Here is an 18724-nt window from a genome sequence, read left to right as displayed (position 1 = left end):
AAAGCATGACGGCAGCACGCCCTCGTCCAGGTCTGAAAGTCACGGTGGTCGGCGCCGGCGTCGTAGGGCTCGCCTGCGCCACTGAACTGCTGGCGTGCGGCGCCGAGGTCACCGTCCATGAGCGCGGCCCGCGGGTCGGCGCCGAAGCCTGCTCCTGGTATGCCGGGGGCATGCTCGCGCCCTGGTGCGAGGGTGAGAGCGCCGAGGAGCCGGTGATCCGGCTCGGACAGCGGGCGGCCGATTGGTGGGAGCATCATGCCGGCGGTGTCGACCGCAACGGTACGCTCGTCGTCGCGCCGAGCCGGGATCGTTCGGAACTGCGCCGTTTTGGCCAGCGCACCAGCCATTTCGAGGAGATCGATGGCGAGGCTATTGCTGGCCTGGAGCCCGATCTCGCGGGGCGTTTCTCGCGAGGACTGTTCTTCGCGGGCGAAGGTCATCTCAATCCGCGCAAGGCGATCACCGCTTTGGCCGAGCGGTTGGTCTCGAACGGTGCTGTCATCCATTTCGACAGCGCCGTCGAGCTTGTCGATCTCGAGGCCGACATCATCCTCGACTGCCGGGGACTGGCGGCGCGCGAGGTCCTGCCCGATCTGCGCGGCGTCAAGGGCGAGATGCTGCTGCTGCGGAGCCACGAAATCCGCCTGTCGCGGCCGGTGCGGCTGCTGCATCCGCGCATCCCGCTCTATATCGTGCCGCGGGCGGACGGGCTGTTCATGGTCGGCGCGACCATGATCGAGAGCGGCGAGCGCAGCCGCATCTCTGCCCGCGCCATGCTGGAGCTGCTCGGAGCGGCCTATGCGCTGCATCCCGCCTTCGCCGAGGCGGAGGTGGTCGAGATCGGCACCGATGCCCGCCCGGCTTTTCCCGACAACCTGCCGCGGCTGACGCGTCGCGGCCGGGTGATCCATGTCAACGGGCTCTATCGCCACGGTTTCCTGCTCAGCCCCGCCATGGCGCAGATGGCGGCGGAGACCGCGCTGAACCCGCAAGCAACACCGGAGATGCTGCATGACCTTGCTGCTTAACGGCGCGCCGCAGACGGTTGCGGCGAAGACGCTGGCCGAGGCACTGGCAGAGTTGGGCTTTGGCGGCCGGATCGTCGCGACGGCGGTGAACGGCGATTTCGTGCCGGCCCGCAAGCGCGCCGAGACGCATCTGAGCGAGGGCGATCGCATCGAGGTCGTTGCGCCGATGCAGGGAGGCTGAGATGGCATCCTTCTATGGCTTCGAACCGCAGAACCCACTCTTCCTCGGCACGGCGCAATACCCGTCGCCCGCCATCCTGGCGGAGGCGGTGAAGCGTTCGGGCGCAGAGGTCGTCACCGTCTCGTTGCGCCGGGAATCGGCGGGCGGCGCCGGCCAGGCCTTCTGGGCTCTGATCCGCGAGCTCGGCGTCAAGGTGTTGCCGAACACGGCCGGCTGCCACACGATCAAGGAGGCGGTGACGACGGCGCAGATGGCGCGCGAGGTCTTCGGCACCGACTGGATCAAGCTCGAGGTCATCGGCGAGGACGACACGCTCCAGCCGGACGTGATCGCGCTGGTCGAGGCCGCGCGCATCCTCGCGGATGACGGCTTCAAGGTCTTTCCTTACACGACCGAGGACCTTGTCGTCGGCGGCCGCCTGCTCGATGCCGGCTGCGAGGTGCTGATGCCCTGGGGCGCGCCGATCGGGTCGGGCAGGGGGCTCAACAACCCCTACGGCCTGCGCAGCATGCGCCAGCATTTCCCGGACACTCCGCTCGTCGTCGATGCCGGCATCGGCCTGCCCTCCCATGCCGCGCAGGCGATGGAGATGGGCTATGACGGCATCCTGCTCAACACGGCCGTCGCCAAGGCCGGCGACCCCGCCGCGATGGCGGAGGCCTTCGCGCTCGCCATCCGCGCCGGCCGCCAGGCTTTCGCCGCACAGCCGATCGAGGCGCGCGACATGGCCGCTCCCTCCACGCCCGTCATGGGCAAAGCCTTCCTGGCCCGAAAGACCGCTCCCGCATGAAGCTCGATCCGTTCTACCCCATCTTCGACAGCGCCGACTGGCTGGAGCGAATGCTGCCGCTCGGCGTCAAGCTGGTGCAGCTGCGCGTCAAGGACCGCCCCGAGACGGAGGTTGCGCGTGAGATCGCCCGGGCGAAGGCGCTCTGCGCTGCGGCCAGCTGCGTGCTTGTCGTCAACGACTACTGGAAGCTTGCCATCGCCGAGGGCTGCGACTTCATCCATCTCGGCCAGGAGGATCTCGACGACGCCGATCTCGGCGCGATCCGCAAGGCGGGGCTGAAGCTCGGCATCAGCAGCCATGACGAGGCCGAGCTGGAGCGCGCGCTGGCGGCGAAGCCGGAATACGTCGCGCTCGGCCCGGTCTACCCGACGATCCTGAAGCAGATGCGCTTCGGCCCGCAGGGGCTGGAGCGGCTCGGCGAATGGAAGCGGCGCATCGGCGATCTGCCGCTGGTCGGCATCGGCGGCATCTCGCTGGAGCGGGCGCCGGGCGTCTTCGAGGCCGGCGCCGACATCGTCGCGGCGGTGACGGATATCACGCTGAATGCCGATCCCGAGGGCAGGCTGAAGGTCTGGGTCGCGGCGACGCGGAAGCAGGCCACAGCCTGAACGTCATTCCGGGGCAGGCCACAGGCCTGAGCCCGGAACCCATGAACACGAGGCTGTTCCAGTTCGTCATGCTCGCCCCTGTGGCGAGCATCCACGTCTTGAACACCGCCTTCGCCTCGTGAAGACGTGGGTGGTCGGGACAAGCCCGACCATGACGGAAGGGACGTGGTCAGGGTTCCGGGCCATCGCTATGCGATGTCGCGGAATGACGCGCTGTTCCGGTGTCTCAGCTCTCGGCTTCCGCCGGCATCGTGTGCCCGTCGACATGGCCGAGGCTGCGCTCGGGGTCGAGCCGGTCGCGCACGCGCTGCTTCAGCACCTTGGAATCCGGGAAGCCGCCATCGGTCTTGCGGTCCCAGATCAGCTCGCCGTCATAGTGGATCTGGAAGATGCCGCCGGTGCGGGGGATCAGCGCGACCTCGCCGAGATCCTGCCCGAAGGTCGAGAGCAGTTCCTGTCCGAGCCAGGCCGAGCGCAGCATCCAGTTGCACATCGAGCAATAGGTGATGGCGATGCGGGGAGCGGGCTTGGTTTCGGTCATGACGGGCCACCGTGACAAAGAAGGGCGCCCCGACATCCCGCTTCCGCCGCCGCGATGCAAGCGTGAAAGCGGCATGAGAGCCGCGCTTTCTCAGCCCGCCATGGTGCTCAGGCTGCGGGAGGGATAGCGCAGGGCGACGTCGAAGGGGTTGAGCTTCGCCCCGAGGGCTTCCGCTTCGCCGCGCAGCATGGCGACGACATTCGGCAGCCGGTCCTCGCGCAGCCGCTCGGCCAGCGTGCCGACGCTGAGCGCCGCGACGACCCGTCCCTGCGCGTCGAAGACCGGCACGGCGACGCCGGCCATGCCAGGGATGAGGCCGGTATTGAGGTTGACCCAGCCCTGCGTGCGGGCGGTCGCGATGGCGTTGCGCAGCGCCGCTTCGTCGAAGAAGCCGCGGTCGAGCAGGCGGGGCATGTTGAAGCGGATCACCGCCTCGCGCTCGGGCTCCGGCAGATGCGCCAGCATGGCGAGGCTGCCCTGGCCGATGCCGAGCGGCACCTTGCCGCCGATGTCGCCGGTGAAGGAGCGGATCGGGAAGGGGCCCTCGATCCGGTCGAGGCAGACGGCATCGTAGCCGTTGCGGACCAGCAGGAAGATCGTGTCGCTCAGCGTCGCGGAAAGGCGCAGCAGCGCCGGCCGGGCATGCTCGCGCAGGCCGCCCGATTGCCCGGCGCGGGCGGCGATCACGAAGAAGTCGAGCGCCAGCCGGTAGCGCTTGCCGCCGGCCGCCTGTTCGACGAACCCCTCCATCATCAGGTCGCGCAGCGCGCGATGCGCCGTCGGCTGGCCGCAGCCGGCGGCCTCGGCGATGTCCTTCAGCCGCATGCCGCCGCCATCGCCCTCCGAGAGGATGCGCAGCAGCCCGAGGGCGCGGCGGAGCGAGGAGAGCGGTTCGGGAGAAGCTTGCATACCAAGAAACAGAGTCAGTGATACGCGATCAAAATTCTACATAGAGAAATTATGTCAACAAAAATTCTCTAATGCGGAATTGAAGATTGACGAATTTGTGCCGTCTCCCCTTTGCTCCCGGCATCGCAGTCCGGCATTCCGGCACCCGGAAGGCCCTTCGATCGAGGTGTTCATGGGCTTCCTGACGCTGCAATCGCTGAGCAAGGTCTTCGGCGACTTCACCGCCGTCAGGGATGTCGATCTCAGCGTCGCCAAGGGCGAGTTCGTCTCGCTGCTCGGTCCTTCCGGCTGCGGCAAGACCACGACGCTGCAGATGATCGCGGGCCTGGTCGAGCCGACCAAGGGCACGATCACCCTCGACGGCCGCGACATCACCCGCGAGAAGCCGAGCCGCCGCGGCCTCGGCATCGTCTTCCAGAGCTATGCGCTCTTTCCGCATATGACGGTGGCGCAGAACGTCGCCTTCGGTCTCGAGATGCGCAAGGTCGCCAAGGCCGAGCGCGACCGGCGCGTGAAGGAGATCCTCGGCCTCGTCCATCTCGCGCCTTTTGCCGAGCGCTATCCGCGCCAGCTCTCCGGCGGGCAGCGCCAGCGCGTCGCCATCGCCCGCGCCCTCGTCATCGAACCGCCGGTGCTCCTGCTCGACGAGCCGCTGTCGAACCTCGATGCCAAGCTGCGCGAGGAGATGCAGTTCGAGCTGCGCCGCATCCAGCGCAGCGTCGGCACCACCACGATCATGGTCACGCATGACCAGGCCGAGGCGCTCTCCATCAGCGACCGCGTGGTCGTGATGGAGCAGGGGCGCATGACCCAGATCGATGCGCCGTATCGGCTCTACGAGCGGCCGGCGACGGCCTTCATCTCCTCTTTCGTCGGCAAGATGAACCGCATCGAGGCGGTCTGGCGCGGCGGCCGGGCCGAGGCCGGCGCCGTCGCCCTGCCGGGCATCGCGGAGAGCCTGCCCGAGGGGGCGCCGGCGATCCTGACGCTGCGGCCCGAGAAGATCCTGCTGAAGCCGGCCGGCCAGGGTTTGCTGGATGGGCGGGTCGCGAGCCGCTTCTTCCTCGGCAGCTACTGGCTCTTCAATGTCGAGACGCCGATCGGGACGATCCTGGTCTCGGCGCCGAACCAGGGTGGCGAGCCGGCTGGCGAAGGCGAGAGCGTCGCCCTCGACTGGCCGCCCGATAGCGCCACTGTCACGGCGCCGGCTCAGGGAGCCGCGGCATGAGCGGGCGGCGCGCGCTGACGCCGTGGATGCTCGTCTCGCCGGCGGCGCTGCTCTTCCTCGGGCTCGTCGTCCTGCCGCTCATCCTGACGGTGATCCTGTCCTTCCACGCCTACGACCACACCTCCGGCATCCAGAACAGCTTCACCCTCAAGCACTACCTGACGGTCTTCTCCGACGACTATTATCTCTCGGTCTTCTGGCGCACGCTGCGGCTTGCCGCGCTGACCACGCTGATCTGCGCCGTGGTGGGTGCGCCCGAGGCCTATGTGCTGTCCCGGATGAGCGATCCATGGCGTTCGGTCTTCCTGCTCGTCATCATCGGCCCGCTGCTCGTCTCGGTCGTGGTGCGGGCCTTCGGCTGGAGCATGCTGCTCGGCTCGGCCGGACTGCTGAACCAGGCGCTGCAAGCGCTCGGTCTGAGCCCGGTCCGGCTGCTCTATACCGAGACCGCGATCGTGATCGCGCTCGTCCACGTCATGCTGCCCTTCATGGTCATCCCGGTCTGGACGGCCCTGCAGAAGCTCGACCCGATGGTCGAGGCCGCGGCCTGGAGTCTCGGTGCGTCGCACTTCACGGCGCTGCGCCGCATCGTGCTGCCGCAGGTCTCGCTCGGCATGCTCTCGGGAAGCCTGATCGTCTTCGGCCTTTCGGCCAGCGCCTTCGCCATTCCCGGCCTGCTCGGCGGCCGGCGCCTCAAGATGGCGGCGACGCTCGTCTATGACGAGTACATGGCCGAGCTGAACTGGCCGCTCGGCGCCGCGATCGCGATCATCGTCCTCGTCGCCAACCTGATCATCATGCTGGGCTACAACCGTCTCGTCGAGACGCGCGCCCGCCGGGCTCTGGGCTGAGGGGACGCGCCATGCATCGCAACGGCCCCATCGCCCTTTTCTTCCACGGCCTCGTCGTCGCCTTCGTGCTGGCGCCGCTCGTCGTGATCTGCCTCGTCGCCTTCACGCCCGAGAACACGCTTTCGATCCCCACGACCAGCTTCTCGCTGCGCTGGTTCGCGGCCATCTTCGAGCATCCCGATTTCGTCCAGTCCTTCTACAACAGCCTGTGGCTGGCGACGCTCGCGGCGACGATCTCGATCCTGCTCGCCATCCCGGCGGCGCTCGCCATCGACCGCTACGATTTCCCGGGTCGCGATGCGCTGAACGGGCTCTTCCTCTCGCCCCTGATCATCCCGCATCTGGTGCTGGGCGTCGCCTTCCTGCGGCTCTTCGCCCTGATCGGTGCGACCGGCTCCTTCTTCTGGCTGGTCTTCACCCATGTCATCGTGGTGACGCCCTATGTGATGCGCCTCGTCATGGCGGCGCTCTCGGGCATGGACCGCAGCGCCGAGCAGGCGGCGACGACGCTCGGCGCCTCGCACTGGACGGTGTTCCGCCGCATCACCGCGCCGATGATCCTGCCGGGCATCACCGGTGGCTGGCTGCTTGCCTTCATCAACAGCTTCGACGAACTCACCATGTCGATCTTCGTCACCTCGCCCCAGACGGTGACGCTGCCGGTGCGCATGTACATGTACGCCACCGAGTCGATCGACCCGATGATGGCGGCCGTCTCGGCCCTGATGATCGCGCTGACCGCGGCGGCGATGCTGGTCCTCGACCGGGCCTTCGGGCTCGACAAGATCCTCGTCGGCCAGAAGTGACGGGGTCCGCCATGCCGCTGCTTCGCCGGATCGCCCGCAAGGACCACGCCGCCATCGCCTTCACTCTCGACGGCGCCCCCTGCGAGGGCCGCGCCGGCGATACGCTTCTCAGCGCGATCCTCAGCCGCACCGAGAGCCTGCGCCGCGCCGAATTCTCCGGCGAGCCGCGCGCCGGCTTCTGCCAGATGGGGGCCTGCCAGGATTGCTGGGTGATGAACGAGGCGGGCGAAAGGCTGCGGGCCTGCACCACGCCCCTCCTGGCCGGCATGCGTATCGTGACCACGCGCGGGAGGTCGGCATGAGCGCGCGTCCGCAGCCGCTCGTCGTCGGCGCCGGCCCGGCCGGCATCCGCGCCGCCGCGGCGCTCGTCGCCGCCGGCCTGCGTCCTCTGGTGGTGGACGAGGCGCCAGCCTGCGGTGGCCAGATCTATCGCCAGCGCCTTGTGCAGGACGGCCGCTCGACCAAGGATCTCTATGGCTCGGAGGCGGGCAAGGCCGAGAGGCTCCACGCCGCCTTCGCCGCGCTCGATGGCCACATCGACTATTGGCCGCAGGCGTTGCTCTGGAACCTCCGGGATGGCACGGCCGATATCGCGGTTGCCGGGACGAGCCGCCGCGTCGCCTATGACGGGCTGATCCTCGCGACGGGCGCGACCGACCGCGTGCTGCCGGTTCCCGGCTGGACGCTGCCCGGCGTTTTCACCCTTGGCGGCTCGCAGGTCTCGCTCAAGGCGCAGGGCTGCGCCATCGGCAGCCGCGTCGTCTTCGCCGGCTCCGGCCCGCTGCTCTACCTCGTCGCCTGGCAATACATGAAGGCGGGCGTGGAGGTCGCGGCGGTGCTCGACGCCGCGCCGGCCACCGCCAAGCTCAACCTGATCCGGGCCGTGCCGCTCGATGCCGGCATTGTGCTGCGCGGGGCGCGTTTCGTTGCCGAATTGCGACTGCGTGGCGTCGCCATCCGCACAGGCGTCGAAGGCTTGCGCTTCGAAGGCGAGGGCAGGGTGTCCGGCGTCGCCTGGCGGGAAGGCGGCCGCGAGCGGCGCCTCGCCTGCGACGGCGTCGGCTATGGCCTTGCCCTTCGTTCGGAGACCCAGCTCGCCGATCTCGCCGGCTGTACCTTCCGCTTCGACGACCGTGACCGCGCCTGGCTGCCGACGCGGGACGTCGCCGGCCGGTCCTCGGTTGCGGGTGTCTATCTCGCCGGCGACGGGGCCGGCATCGCCGGGGCGGACGCCGCCGAGCGGGCTGGCGAGCGTGCAGCCCTGGCGCTGTTGGAGGATCGCGGGCTGGCCGTCGATAGGGCGCGCGTTGTTGCGCTCGAAACCGAGCTCGCGCGCATCGGCCGGCTGCGCGACGTGCTCGAGGCCGCCTTTCCGTTCCCGGCTCATTGGGCGGGGGCGATCGACGATTCCATCACGCTCTGCCGCTGCGAGGGGATCACGGCCGGTGCCGTGCGCGAGGCCGCGAAGCATTTCGACATCGGCGAGATCAACCGCCTGAAGGCGGTCAGCCGCGTCGGCATGGGCCGTTGCCAGGGGCGGATCTGCGCTGCGGCCTCGGCCGAGGTGCTGGCCGCCGCGACCGGCAAGCCGATCGATGGGGTCGGCAGGCTGAGGGCGCAGGCGCCGGTGAAGCCGATCCCGCTGGCGTTGCAGCTGGCCGCCGATCGATCGGAGGACGCCGCGTGAGCCGGCATCTCGATATCGACGTCGCCATCGTCGGCGGCGGGCTCGTCGGCTCGTCGGCCGCTCTGGCTTTGCGCAATATGGGCTTCGACGTCGCGCTGCTCGACAAGGGCTTCTGCGGCGCGCAGGCGAGCGGCGTGAACTATGGCGGCGTGCGCCGGCAGGGCCGCCCGCGCGAGCAGCTGCCGCTGTCGCAGCGCGCCCATGCCGTCTGGCCGCGTCTCAAGGAATTGATCGGCATCGACGGCGAGTTCCTGCGCTCGGGCCATCTCAAGCTAGCCCGCAGCGAGGCCGACATGGCGTCGCTCGAGGCCTATGCGGCCGAGGTCGCCGATCAGGGGCTCGATCTCGAGCTCATCGGCCATAACGGCCTGCGCGAGCGCTTCCCCTGGATCGACGGCAGCATCCTCGGCGCCTCGCTCTGCGCCGGCGACGGCCACGCCAATCCCCGCCTCGTCTCGGCCGGCTTCGCCAGCGCCGCCCGGCGGGCCGGGGTCCATGTGCTGGAGAACACGCCCGTTGCCGGCATCACGCGCAACGGCGAGGGCTTTGCGCTGGAAGCCGGCACGGGCACGACCCTGACGGCCGCCATCGTCATCAACAGCGCAGGCGCCTGGGCCGACCGTTTCGCCGCCGATTTCGGCGAGCCCGTTCCTCTCACCCGCATTTACCCGTCGATGATCGTCACCGAGCCGCTGCCGCCGGTGATGACGGTCAATATCGGCATCGAGGGCGGCGGCATCTATGCCCGGCAGGTCGAGCGCGGCAATTGCGTCGTCGGCGGCGAGCGTGCCTTGCCTCTGGCTGACCCGGATTTCTCGCGTCCGCGTGGGGATGGCGCCCTGGCGATCATGAACCGCACCGCCGAGGTCTTCCCGGCGCTGCGCCATGCCCAGGCGATCCGCTTCTGGTCGGGGACCGAGGCAGCCATGCCGGACCGGAACCCGGTGATCGGCTTCAGCGGCACCACGCCGGGCCTGATCCACGCCTTCGGCTTCACCGGCGCCGGCTTCCAGATCGCGCCGGGCGTCGGCGAGGTCCTGGCCGAGCTCGTCCGCGACGGCCGCACATCGACGCCGATCGAGGCCTTCTCGATCTCCCGCTTCAGCCGGCCGGCGACCAGCCGGCCCGATCAGCACCGCACCAGCCACGGCTCGGGTGCGGATCAGCCGCCAGAGCCGCACAACAGGGGAGCCCACTCATGATCACTCGTCGCACGGCCTTGGCCGGAACCGTCGCCGCGCTCGCGCTGGCCGCTGCCGGCAGCGCCTTCGCCCAGAGCAAGACGCTCTATGTCGGCATGAACGGCGGCAATTTCGAGCGCGTCTTCACCCAGGCCGTCTTCCCGGCCTTCGAGAAGGCCAACGACGTCAAGATCGTCGTCGTCCCCGGCACTTCCTCGGACATCCTCGCCAAGGCGACGGCGGCGAAGGACAAGCCGCAGATGCACGTCATGTTCCTCGACGACGGCGTCATGGTCCGCGCCATCGGGGCCGGGCTCTGCGAGAAGCTGAAGCCGAGCGAAGGTCTCGCCGATCTGCCGGCAGGGGCGCGCATGAGCGGCGACATGGCGGCCGGCATCGACATGGGCATGACCGGTCTCGCCTACAACAAGAAGATGTTCGACGAGAAGGGCTGGGCCGCGCCGACCTCCTGGATGGATCTCGCCGATCCGAAGTTCAAGGACAAGGTCGTCTTCCAGTCTGCCTCGGCCTCGTCCTTCGGCCTGCACGCCTTCCTGATGTTCAACCGCATCCAGGGCGGCAACGAAAACAACGTCGAGCCGGGCTTCACCAAGTTCCGCGAAACCATCGGCAAGAACGTGCTCGAATTCATCCCGAACTCGGCCAAGATCTCGGAGATGGTCCAGACCGGCGAGGCCGCGCTCTTCCCGCTGACGCCCACCTCGGTCGCGACGCTGAAGGGCAAGGGCATTCCGGTCGAATATGCCCAGCCGAAGGAAGGCTCGGTGGTGCTGATGGTGGCGCAATGCGTCATCGCCAACAATTCGGAGCCGGAGCTGGCGCAGAAGCTCGCCGCCTATCTGCTCTCGCCGGAGGCGCAGGCCAACGCCATGACCATCGGCAACGCGATCCCGTCAAACCCGAAGACGAAGGCTCCGACGCCCGAGGCGCAGGAGAAGATCGACGCCTTCAACACCTATATGAAGACCGCGGTGACGCTGGATTGGGACGCGATCAACGCCAAGCGCCCCGAGTGGAACAGCCGCTGGAACAAGATGATCGAGCGCTGAGCCGCCGGCTCTTCCCATACGGCGACGGCCGGCCCGCGAGGGCCGGCCGTTTTCGTTCGTGGGATTCGCGCGCCGCTTCAGCGGATCGATTCAAGTCACTGAGACGAATCGGAAAGCAGGCCTCACACCTCCTCGACATAGCGCCGGCGCAGATGCGCCTTGAACACAGCGGCGTCGAGCGGCCGCCCGGTCGCCTCGGTGAGGAGGTCGTCGGTCGAAAGCAGCGAGCCCTTGCCGTGGATATTGGCGCGCAGCCAGCCCACGAGCGGGCCGAAATCGCCCTTGCCGATGCCGGGCAGGATGCCGGGCTCGGCTTGGGCTGCGGCGTCGAAGATCTGGGCGGCCGTCATCGCGCCCAGCGTATAGGTCGGGAAATAGCCCCAGCCGCCCGACGGCCAGTGGATGTCCTGCAGGCAGCCCAGCCGGTCGTCCGGCACCGTGACGCCGAGCAGGGATTTCATCCCTTCGTTCCAGGCGGCAGGCAGCTCGGCGAGCGGCATCGCGTCGGCGATCAGCGCCTTCTCCAGCCGGTAGCGCAGGATCACATGCGCGGGATAGGTGACCTCGTCCGCATCGACGCGGATGAAGCCCGGCTCGACGCGGGTGTAGCGGCGCCACATCGCCTCGGCCTCCCAGGCCGGGCCGGAGCCGCCGAAGCTCTCCCGCATCAGCGGGGCGGCGAAGGCGAGGAACTGGCGCGAGCGGCAGGCCTGCATCTCCATCAGCAGCGACTGGCTCTCATGCAGGCTCATGCCGCGTGCTGCGCCGACCGGCTGGTTCATGTAGCCCTGCGGCCGGCCCTGCTCGTAGAGCGCGTGGCCGGTCTCGTGCAGCACGCCCATCAGCGCCTTGGTGAAATCGGCCTCGTCATAGCGCGTGGTGATGCGGACGTCGTTGTCGGCGCCGCCGCAGAAGGGATGGGTCGAGATGTCGAGCCGGCCGCGCTCGAAGTCGTAGCCCAGCGCCGCCATCAGCCTGAGACCCAGCGCGCGCTGGGTCTCGGTCGCGAAGGGGCCGCCCAGGGCCGGCGTCCCCGGCCGGCGCGCCTGCACCGCCACCACTTCCTGGGTGAAGCCGGGCAGGAAGGCCGCGAGATCGTCGAACAGCGCGTCGATCTTCTCCGAGCTGCCGCCGGGCTCGTAGTCGTTGAGCAGCGCGTCATAGGCGCCTAGCCCGAGCTTCTCGCCCTTGGCCGTGCCGATCTGGCGCTGCAGGTTCAGCACCTCGGCGAGATAGGGCAGGAGGCCGGTGAAATCGGCATCCGCCCGCGCCTGGCGCCAGCGCATCTCGCAGGCCGAGATCGCCTTGCTCGATGCCTCGACGAGATCTGCGGGCAGGGCGGTGTCGACCGTCCAGAGGCGCCGGATCTCGCGCAGGTTGGCCTTCTCCCAGGGGCCGAGCGCGCCGTCGCTCTCCGCCTGCGCCAGCCAGTCGCCGATGCGGGCGTCGGTCGCGAGGCCATGGCGCATGACATGGAGCAGCGCCATGCTCTCGGCCCGCGTCTCGGCGGCGCCCTTCGGCATCATCGTGTCGCTGTCCCATTGCAGGATGCCGACGGCGTTGGAGAGCGCGGCGATGCGGCCGAAATGGGCGGTCAGGTCGGAATAGGCGGTCATGGGCATTCCTTGGGCGGTGATCGTTCAAAACACGCGGGTCACCACGGGACGTTGTTGCCCGGGATGACGCGGGACAATCGCTTCGAGGATCAGGCGAACAGCTTCGAATACTGCCGTGGCTGCGAGCGCAGATACTGGTTCGGTGCCTTGATGGAAGCGCCGAGCTGCGCCGCAGCGTGCCAGGGCCAGCGCGGATTGTAGAGGATGCCGCGGGCGAGCCCGATGAGGTCGGCCTCACCGGTTCCGACGATCGCCTCCGCCTGCTCCGGCTCGGTGATCAGGCCGACGGCGATGGTCGCGATCCCGGTCTCCTGCTTGATCGCGCGCGCCATCGGCACCTGGTAGCTCGGACCCAGCGGGATCGCCTGCGCGGCCGAGAGGCCGCCGCTCGAAACATGGATGAAGTCGGCGCCCCGCGCCTTGATGACCTTGGCGAAGGCCAGACTCTGCTCCATGTCCCAGCCGCCCTCGACCCAGTCGGTGCCCGAGATGCGAAAACCGACCGGATAACCCGCCGGCACCACCGAGCGCACCGCGTCATAGACCTCCAGCGGGAAGCGCATCCGGTTCTCGAGCGAGCCGCCATACGCGTCCTCGCGCCGGTTCGAGAGCGGGGAGAGGAACTGGTGCATCAGATAGCCATGGGCGCCGTGCAGCTCGATCGCCGCCAGCCCGAGCCGCACGCTGCGCCGGGCCGAATCCGCGAAGGCTTCGCAGAGCCTCGCGATGTCGTCCGTGGTGAGCGCCCGAGGCGGGCGGGGATAGGTTTCGAAACCGACCGACGAGGGCGCGTGCACATTCCAGCCGCCCTCGTCGAGGCCGAGCTGGCCGCCGCCTCGCCAGGGCTGTGCGACCGAGGCCTTGCGGCCGGCATGGGCGAGCTGGATCGCGATCGGCATGTCCGACCAGGCGCGGGCGGAATGCAGGGCCTTGCCCAGCGCGGCCTCCGTCTCGTCCGACCACAGGCCGACATCGAACGGGCTGATCCGCCCGTCCGGCTCGACGGCGGTGGCCTCGATGATCAGCAGCCCGGCGCCGGACAGGGCGAGATGGCCGAGATGGATGGTGTGCCAGTCGGTGGCGCAGCCGTCCTGCGCCGAATACTGGCACATCGGGGCGATGACGATGCGGTTGGCGAGCGAAAGGCCGCCGAGCTGATAGGGGCTGAAGAGCTGGCTCATGTCGGGAAGGGGCTCTCGGAGGGATGAGTTTCGGGCGCAGTCTAGAATGCGCTGTCCCGAGCCGAAAGGGCGCCGTCGGCCGGGGGCTCCCTCGTCGAACGCTTGAGCCCTCCGGTGGAGTCCGGATCGGCGCCGCCGGCATGATTCGTCAGGAATGAACCGCTCGTCTTCACGAAATCGCGCGAATGGCCGGCTGCAGCGCGAAAATGCCATAATCCAACACATTATAAGCAGGCTTACAATGTGAGGATACGAGAATGCAGAGACCCCTGCGGCGGGAATTCCTGTTCCAGCTCGTCGAGACCTCGCGGCTGCTGCGCACCTATGTCGACCAGCGCGCGCGCCAGCACGGCACGACCCGTGCCCAATGGGGCGTGATGACCCGCCTCTACCGGCAGGAGGGCCTGAACCAGGCGGCGCTCGCCGAACAGATGGGGCTCCAGCCGATTTCGCTCGCCCGCCTTCTCGATCGCCTGCAAGGCCAGGGACTGGTCGAGCGCCGTGCGGATCCGGCCGATCGCCGGGCCTATCGTCTGCATCTGACGCCACCGGGCCGGGCGCTCGTCGGCGAGCTCGACGCCGTCCGTACCGAGATTGCACATGAGGTGCTGGGCGAGGTGCCGGAGACGGCGATCCTTGCCGGGCTCGACACCCTCGCGGCGATCCGCCAGCGCACCCTCGCCCGCGAGGGCGCTGCCCCGCACGTGCCGGCCGCCGCCGGCGGGATCGCCTGAGCACAGGAGCGCCCATGAAGCGTTCGGGTTTCGTCATCGGCCTGCTGTTCGCCTTGGCTGCGGCCGCCGTCTTCTGGTCCATGCGCCCGCATGCGCCAGCCCCTTCCGCGCGCGGCGACGGCGCCGCGGTTGCGGTCGTGACAGCTGTCGGCGTGCAGGCCGATTTCCCCGTGCGCAAGCATGCCATCGGCTTCGTCGAGACGCCGGCGAGCGTGGTCGTGAGGTCGCGCATCGACAGCCAGATCATGCAGCAGCACGTTACCGACGGGCAGTTCGTCAAGGCCGGCGACCTGCTCTTCACCCTCGACGATCGCGACATCAAGGCCCAGATCGCCAAGGACCAGGCGATGCTGGCGAAGGATGAGGCGACGCATACGCGCAACCTCGCCGATCTCGAGCGCTTCAAGCAGCTCTTTGCCCGCAATGCCGGCACACAGGCGCAGGTCGACCAGGCGACGGCCGACGAGCGCAGCTCCGCCGCCAGCATCCAGGCCGATCATGCGACGCTCGATGCCGACCGGCTGAGGCTGGGCTATACGCGCATCACCGCGCCGATCGACGGGCGCATCGGCGCGGTGCAGGTCACGCCGGGCAACCTCGTCAATGCCGCCGGCAACAGCAGCGGCACCGGCCTCCTCACCATCACCCAGATGAAGCCGCTGCGCGTGTCCTTCGCCATGCCGGAGAGCGAGCTGCCGACGCTTCAGGGGGCGCTCGCAGCGGCCAGGCCCGTGCCGGTGATCGCCCATGTCCCGAATGCCGGCCGCATGACGGCGGAAGGCAAGCTCAATTTCGTCGATTCGACCGTCGACACCACCTCCGGCACGATCACTGCCAAGGCCGCTTTCCCCAATGAGGACCTCAGCCTGTGGCCGGGGCAATATGTCGATGTCGAGATCATTCCGGAGACCCTGGCCGGCGTCACCGTGATCCCGACGGTCGCTGTGCAGACGGGGCAGAAAGGGCCTTACGCTTTCGTCGTGAAGCCGGATTCAACCGTGGATCTCCGGCAGATCAAGGTAGCGCTCAGCGATGGCGAGCGCACAGCCGTGGCCGAGGGCATCGCGCCGGGCGAACGCGTCGTCACCGACGGCCAGATGCGCCTGAAGCAGGGCACGCGGGTACGCGAGCGCGCCGCCACGGGCGAGAAGCCGCCGCAGAGCACTCCGGTCGCAGCAGGGGAGCGCTCATGAACATCTCGTCCTTCTGCATCAAGCATCCCGTCGCCACCATCCTGATGTCGGTTTCGCTGGTGCTGGCGGGGCTGTTCGCCTGGCGTTTCCTGCCGGTCGCGGCCCTGCCGCGCGCCGAGTTCCCGGTCATCAACGTCTCGGCGCAGCTGCCCGGAGCCTCGCCGGACACCATGGCGACGTCGATCGCGACCCCCTTGGTCAAGCAGTTCGGCACCATCGCCGGCATCGACACGATCTCGACCACGAACGCGCAGGGCTCGACCTCGATCGCAATCCAGTTCGTGCTGAACCGCGATATCGACGCGGCCGCCGCCGACGTCCAGGCGGCGATCACCCGCACCCTCAGGCAGTTGCCGATCGAGATGACGACGCCGCCGAGCTACCGCAAGGTGAACCCGGCCGATGCGCCGATCGTCCTGATGGCGCTGAAGAGCGATGTCGTGCCGCTCTCGCAGCTCGACGCCTTTGCCCAGCAGGTGATTTCGCCTGCGCTCTCCACAGTCGACGGGGTCGCCCAGGTGCTGATCTGGGGCAGCCAGAAATACGCGGTGCGCATCCAGATCGATCCGACGGCGCTCGCCGCGCGCGGCATCGGACTCGACGAATTGCAGCTCGCCATCACCGCGACCAACGCCAACACACCGGTCGGCACGATCCAGAACAACGCCCAGCAGCTCACCATCCAGGCGAAGACGCAGCTCGCCGATGCCGCCCAGTTCGCCAACGTCATCATCACCACGCGCGGCGGCAAGCCGGTCAGGCTCGGCGACGTCGCCAAGGTCATCGATTCCGTCGAGAACACCCAGACGCGCAGCACCTATGACGGCACGCCGGCGATCGTGCTCGCCGTGCAGCGCCAGCCCGACGCCAACACCGTCGAAGTCGTCGACCGCGTCAGGGCGATGATCCCGGCCTTCGACGAGCAGTTGCCGGCGGCCGCCTCGCTCTCCCTGCTCAACGACCGCTCGACCTCGATCCGCCAGGCGGTGGAGGACGTGCAGTTCACCCTGCTGCTCACCATCGCGCTGGTGATCATGGTGATCTTCGTCTTCCTGCGCCGGATCGCGGCGACCTTCATTCCGGCGGTGGCGGTGCCGATCTCGATCATCGCCACGCTGGCGGCGATGTACGTGCTCAATTTCTCGATCGACAACATCTCGCTGCTCGGCCTGACGCTCTCTGTCGGTCTGGTCGTCGACGACGCCATCGTGATGCTCGAGAATATCGTCCGGCACATGGAGCAGGATGGGCTCTCGGCCTACGAGGCCTCGCTGAAGGGCGCCGGCGAGATTGGTTTCACCATCATCTCGATCTCGCTCTCGCTGGTCGCCGTCTTCATCCCGGTGCTGCTGATGGGCGGCGTCATCGGCCGCATCTTCAACGAGTTCGCCGTGGTGGTGACGGTCGCGATCCTGGCCCTCCGCCTTCGTCTCGCTGACGCTGACGCCGATGTTGTGCTCGCGCCTGCTCTCGGGCTATTCCGAGCATCACAAGGCGAACGTGCTCGGCCGCTGGCTGGAGAAGGGTTTCGACAAGCTGCTCGCCGGCTACGACCACGGGCTGAAATTCTGCCTGCGCTTCCAGCCGCTGATGCTGCTGGCCTTCTTCCTCACCATGGCCGGCACCGTCTGGCTGCTGCAGACGACGCCGAAGGGCTTCTTCCCGCAGGAGGATATCGGCCAGCTCCAGGTCTCGACCGAGGCCCGTCAGGACATCTCCTTCGATGCGATGATGAAGCTCCAGGCCGAGGTCGCCGGCATCTTCCGCAGGTCGCCTTATGTCGCGCATGTCGCCTCGTCGGTTGGCAGCAATGGCGGCAGTGGCGCGCTCAACGCCGGGCGCCTGTTCGTCGAGCTGAAGCCGTTGAACGAGCGTCCCGAGCTGCAAGCGGTCCTGGCCTCGCTGCGGCGCGACCTCGGCCAGGTGGCGGGCATCAACACCTACATGGTCCCGGTCCAGAACCTGAACATCGGCGCGCGCTCTTCCAAGAGCCAGTACCAGCTCGTGGTTCAGGGGCTCGACCAGGCGCTGATGAATGACTGGGCTCTGCGGCTGGCCGATGCTATGGGCCGCGATCGCGCGGCCTTCGCCGATGTCACCACCGATCTGCAGAACAACGCCTTGCAGGCGACGCTCACGATCGACCGCGACAAGGCCAATGCCTTGGGCATCGGCGCCGATATTCTGCGCTCGACGCTCTATTCGGGCTTCGGTGTCCGGCAGGTCTCGACGATCTACACCACCGGCGACAACTACAATGTCGTGGTCGAGTTCAATCCCAACGAGCACTGGACGCCTGAGCACCTGAACGCCATCCGCGTGCGCGCCAGGAACGGCACCTTGATACCTCTCGGCGCCATCGCCCGGATCGAGCGAACGGCCGGCCAGCTCACGGTCAACCAGCTCGGCCAGCTTCCGGCGGTGACGATCTCCTACAATTTGCCGGCCGGCGTCGCGCTCGGCGACAGCGTCAACCGCATCCAGGTGATCAAGGAACAGCTGGGCCTGCCGAAGTCGATTTCGACCACGCTCGCCGGCACGGCGAAGACCTTCCAGGATTCGCTGGCGAACCAGGGTCTGCTGATCGCCGGTGCGATCCTGACGATCTACATCGTGCTCGGCATCCTCTATGAGAGCTTCATCCACCCGCTGACGATCCTGACCGGGCTGCCGTCGGCGGCGGTCGGCGCGCTGGGGGCGCTCAGGCTCTTCGACATGGACCTGTCGGTCATCGCCATCATCGGCCTGCTGATGCTGATCGGCATCGTGAAGAAGAACGCGATCATGATGATCGACGTCGCCCTCGTGCTGCGGCGCGAAGGGGCGGCGGCGCAGGAGGCGATCCACCGGGCCTGCCTCATGCGTTTCCGGCCAATCCTGATGACGACGCTGGCGGCGCTGATGGGCACGCTGCCGATCGCGCTCGGCGCCGGTGCGAGTGCCGAGCTGCGCCAGCCGCTCGGCATCGCGGTAGTCGGCGGCCTGATGATCTCGCAGGTGCTGACGCTGTTCATCACGCCCGTCCGTTCCTCTACATGGACAGGCTCTCTGACGGGCTGACCCGGCTCATTTTTGGCAAGCAGGAGCCGGAGCACGTCGCGCATCCGGCAGAGTGACATC

General features: G+C 68.3%; 17 protein-coding genes and 1 pseudogene. 14 read left to right on the top strand and 4 right to left on the bottom strand.

From position 1 onward, the window contains the following. Positions 1 to 32 precede the first annotated feature (32 nt). Genes thiO through B5Y19_RS21015 form a run of 4 tightly spaced genes read left to right on the top strand, consistent with a single transcriptional unit; the run spans position 33 to position 2607 of the window. Positions 33 to 1028 (top strand): glycine oxidase ThiO, encoded by a 996-nt coding sequence (gene thiO / locus B5Y19_RS21030; protein WP_079592063.1) that lies wholly within the window; start codon positions 33 to 35, stop codon positions 1026 to 1028. Then, positions 1012 to 1209, top strand: a complete 198-nt coding sequence (thiS, locus tag B5Y19_RS21025) for a sulfur carrier protein ThiS (RefSeq protein WP_055726196.1) — start codon at positions 1012 to 1014, stop codon at positions 1207 to 1209. The genes thiO and thiS overlap by 17 nt, the downstream gene beginning before the upstream one ends. Position 1210: 1 nt before the next feature. After that, positions 1211 to 1999: a thiazole synthase gene (locus tag B5Y19_RS21020; RefSeq protein WP_079592037.1), complete on the top strand. Its 789-nt coding sequence runs from the start codon at positions 1211 to 1213 to the stop codon at positions 1997 to 1999. Further along, positions 1996 to 2607 (top strand): thiamine phosphate synthase, encoded by a 612-nt coding sequence (locus B5Y19_RS21015; protein WP_079592036.1) that lies wholly within the window; start codon positions 1996 to 1998, stop codon positions 2605 to 2607. The genes B5Y19_RS21020 and B5Y19_RS21015 overlap by 4 nt, the downstream gene beginning before the upstream one ends. A 226-nt stretch (positions 2608 to 2833) precedes the next feature. On the opposite strand, the gene B5Y19_RS21010 is transcribed toward B5Y19_RS21015, so the two are convergent. Further along, entirely contained in the window at positions 2834 to 3148 is a 315-nt protein-coding gene (locus tag B5Y19_RS21010; RefSeq protein ID WP_055726199.1) for an Rdx family protein, read from the bottom strand. Positions 3149 to 3238: 90 nt separating this feature from the next. Then, positions 3239 to 4057: an IclR family transcriptional regulator gene (locus tag B5Y19_RS21005; protein ID WP_055726200.1), complete on the bottom strand. Its 819-nt coding sequence runs from the start codon at positions 4055 to 4057 to the stop codon at positions 3239 to 3241. Positions 4058 to 4229: 172 nt separating this feature from the next. Between B5Y19_RS21005 and B5Y19_RS21000 the strand changes: the two genes are divergently transcribed. From B5Y19_RS21000 to B5Y19_RS20970, 7 genes are read left to right on the top strand one after another with little or no spacing between them, the layout of a single operon-like run. Beyond that, on the top strand, positions 4230 to 5285 hold the full coding sequence (locus B5Y19_RS21000; RefSeq protein ID WP_055726201.1) for an ABC transporter ATP-binding protein: 1056 nt from the start codon (positions 4230 to 4232) through the stop codon (positions 5283 to 5285). Next, positions 5282 to 6136, top strand: coding sequence for an ABC transporter permease (locus B5Y19_RS20995; protein WP_055726202.1), 855 nt, complete (start codon positions 5282 to 5284; stop codon positions 6134 to 6136). Before B5Y19_RS21000 ends, B5Y19_RS20995 begins: the two co-directional genes overlap by 4 nt. Positions 6137 to 6147: 11 nt before the next feature. Next, on the top strand, positions 6148 to 6942 hold the full coding sequence (locus B5Y19_RS20990; protein ID WP_055726203.1) for an ABC transporter permease: 795 nt from the start codon (positions 6148 to 6150) through the stop codon (positions 6940 to 6942). Positions 6943 to 6953: 11 nt separating this feature from the next. After that, positions 6954 to 7244 carry a (2Fe-2S)-binding protein gene (locus tag B5Y19_RS20985; RefSeq protein ID WP_055726204.1) on the top strand — a complete coding sequence of 97 codons (291 nt, stop codon included), beginning with the start codon at positions 6954 to 6956 and terminating at the stop codon, positions 7242 to 7244. After that, positions 7241 to 8629: an NAD(P)/FAD-dependent oxidoreductase gene (locus B5Y19_RS20980; RefSeq protein ID WP_055726205.1), complete on the top strand. Its 1389-nt coding sequence runs from the start codon at positions 7241 to 7243 to the stop codon at positions 8627 to 8629. The genes B5Y19_RS20985 and B5Y19_RS20980 overlap by 4 nt, the downstream gene beginning before the upstream one ends. Next, positions 8626 to 9831 carry an NAD(P)/FAD-dependent oxidoreductase gene (locus B5Y19_RS20975; RefSeq protein WP_055726206.1) on the top strand — a complete coding sequence of 402 codons (1206 nt, stop codon included), beginning with the start codon at positions 8626 to 8628 and terminating at the stop codon, positions 9829 to 9831. Before B5Y19_RS20980 ends, B5Y19_RS20975 begins: the two co-directional genes overlap by 4 nt. Then, on the top strand, positions 9828 to 10880 hold the full coding sequence (locus B5Y19_RS20970) for an ABC transporter substrate-binding protein (protein WP_055726207.1): 1053 nt from the start codon (positions 9828 to 9830) through the stop codon (positions 10878 to 10880). Before B5Y19_RS20975 ends, B5Y19_RS20970 begins: the two co-directional genes overlap by 4 nt. A gap of 122 nt (positions 10881 to 11002) precedes the next feature. Here B5Y19_RS20970 and B5Y19_RS20965 read toward each other — a convergent pair whose 3' ends face one another. Together B5Y19_RS20965 and B5Y19_RS20960 are read right to left on the bottom strand one after the other, a co-directional pair. After that, positions 11003 to 12496: a carboxypeptidase M32 gene (locus B5Y19_RS20965; protein WP_055726208.1), complete on the bottom strand. Its 1494-nt coding sequence runs from the start codon at positions 12494 to 12496 to the stop codon at positions 11003 to 11005. Positions 12497 to 12585: 89 nt separating this feature from the next. After that, entirely contained in the window at positions 12586 to 13677 is a 1092-nt protein-coding gene (locus B5Y19_RS20960; RefSeq protein ID WP_055726209.1) for an NADH:flavin oxidoreductase/NADH oxidase, read from the bottom strand. Positions 13678 to 13934: 257 nt separating this feature from the next. Between B5Y19_RS20960 and B5Y19_RS20955 the strand changes: the two genes are divergently transcribed. The 3 genes and pseudogenes from B5Y19_RS20955 (at position 13935) to B5Y19_RS20945 (ending at position 18720) form a co-directional block, all read left to right on the top strand. Beyond that, a complete protein-coding gene (locus B5Y19_RS20955; protein ID WP_055726210.1) occupies positions 13935 to 14411 on the top strand; it encodes a MarR family winged helix-turn-helix transcriptional regulator in 477 nt (158 codons plus the stop codon). 14 nt (positions 14412 to 14425) lie between these two features. Beyond that, positions 14426 to 15604: an efflux RND transporter periplasmic adaptor subunit gene (locus B5Y19_RS20950; RefSeq protein ID WP_055726211.1), complete on the top strand. Its 1179-nt coding sequence runs from the start codon at positions 14426 to 14428 to the stop codon at positions 15602 to 15604. After that, positions 15601 to 18720 (top strand): annotated as a pseudogene (locus B5Y19_RS20945) (efflux RND transporter permease subunit). Before B5Y19_RS20950 ends, B5Y19_RS20945 begins: the two are co-directional and overlap by 4 nt. Positions 18721 to 18724 lie beyond the last annotated feature (4 nt).

It is taken from the genome of Allobosea thiooxidans (assembly GCF_900168195.1).
In the GTDB taxonomy this organism is placed as follows: Bacteria; Pseudomonadota; Alphaproteobacteria; order Rhizobiales; family Beijerinckiaceae; genus Allobosea; species Allobosea thiooxidans.
The sequence above is the reverse complement of the archived record's forward strand: the minus strand, read 5'-3'. Positions and strand labels throughout refer to the sequence as shown.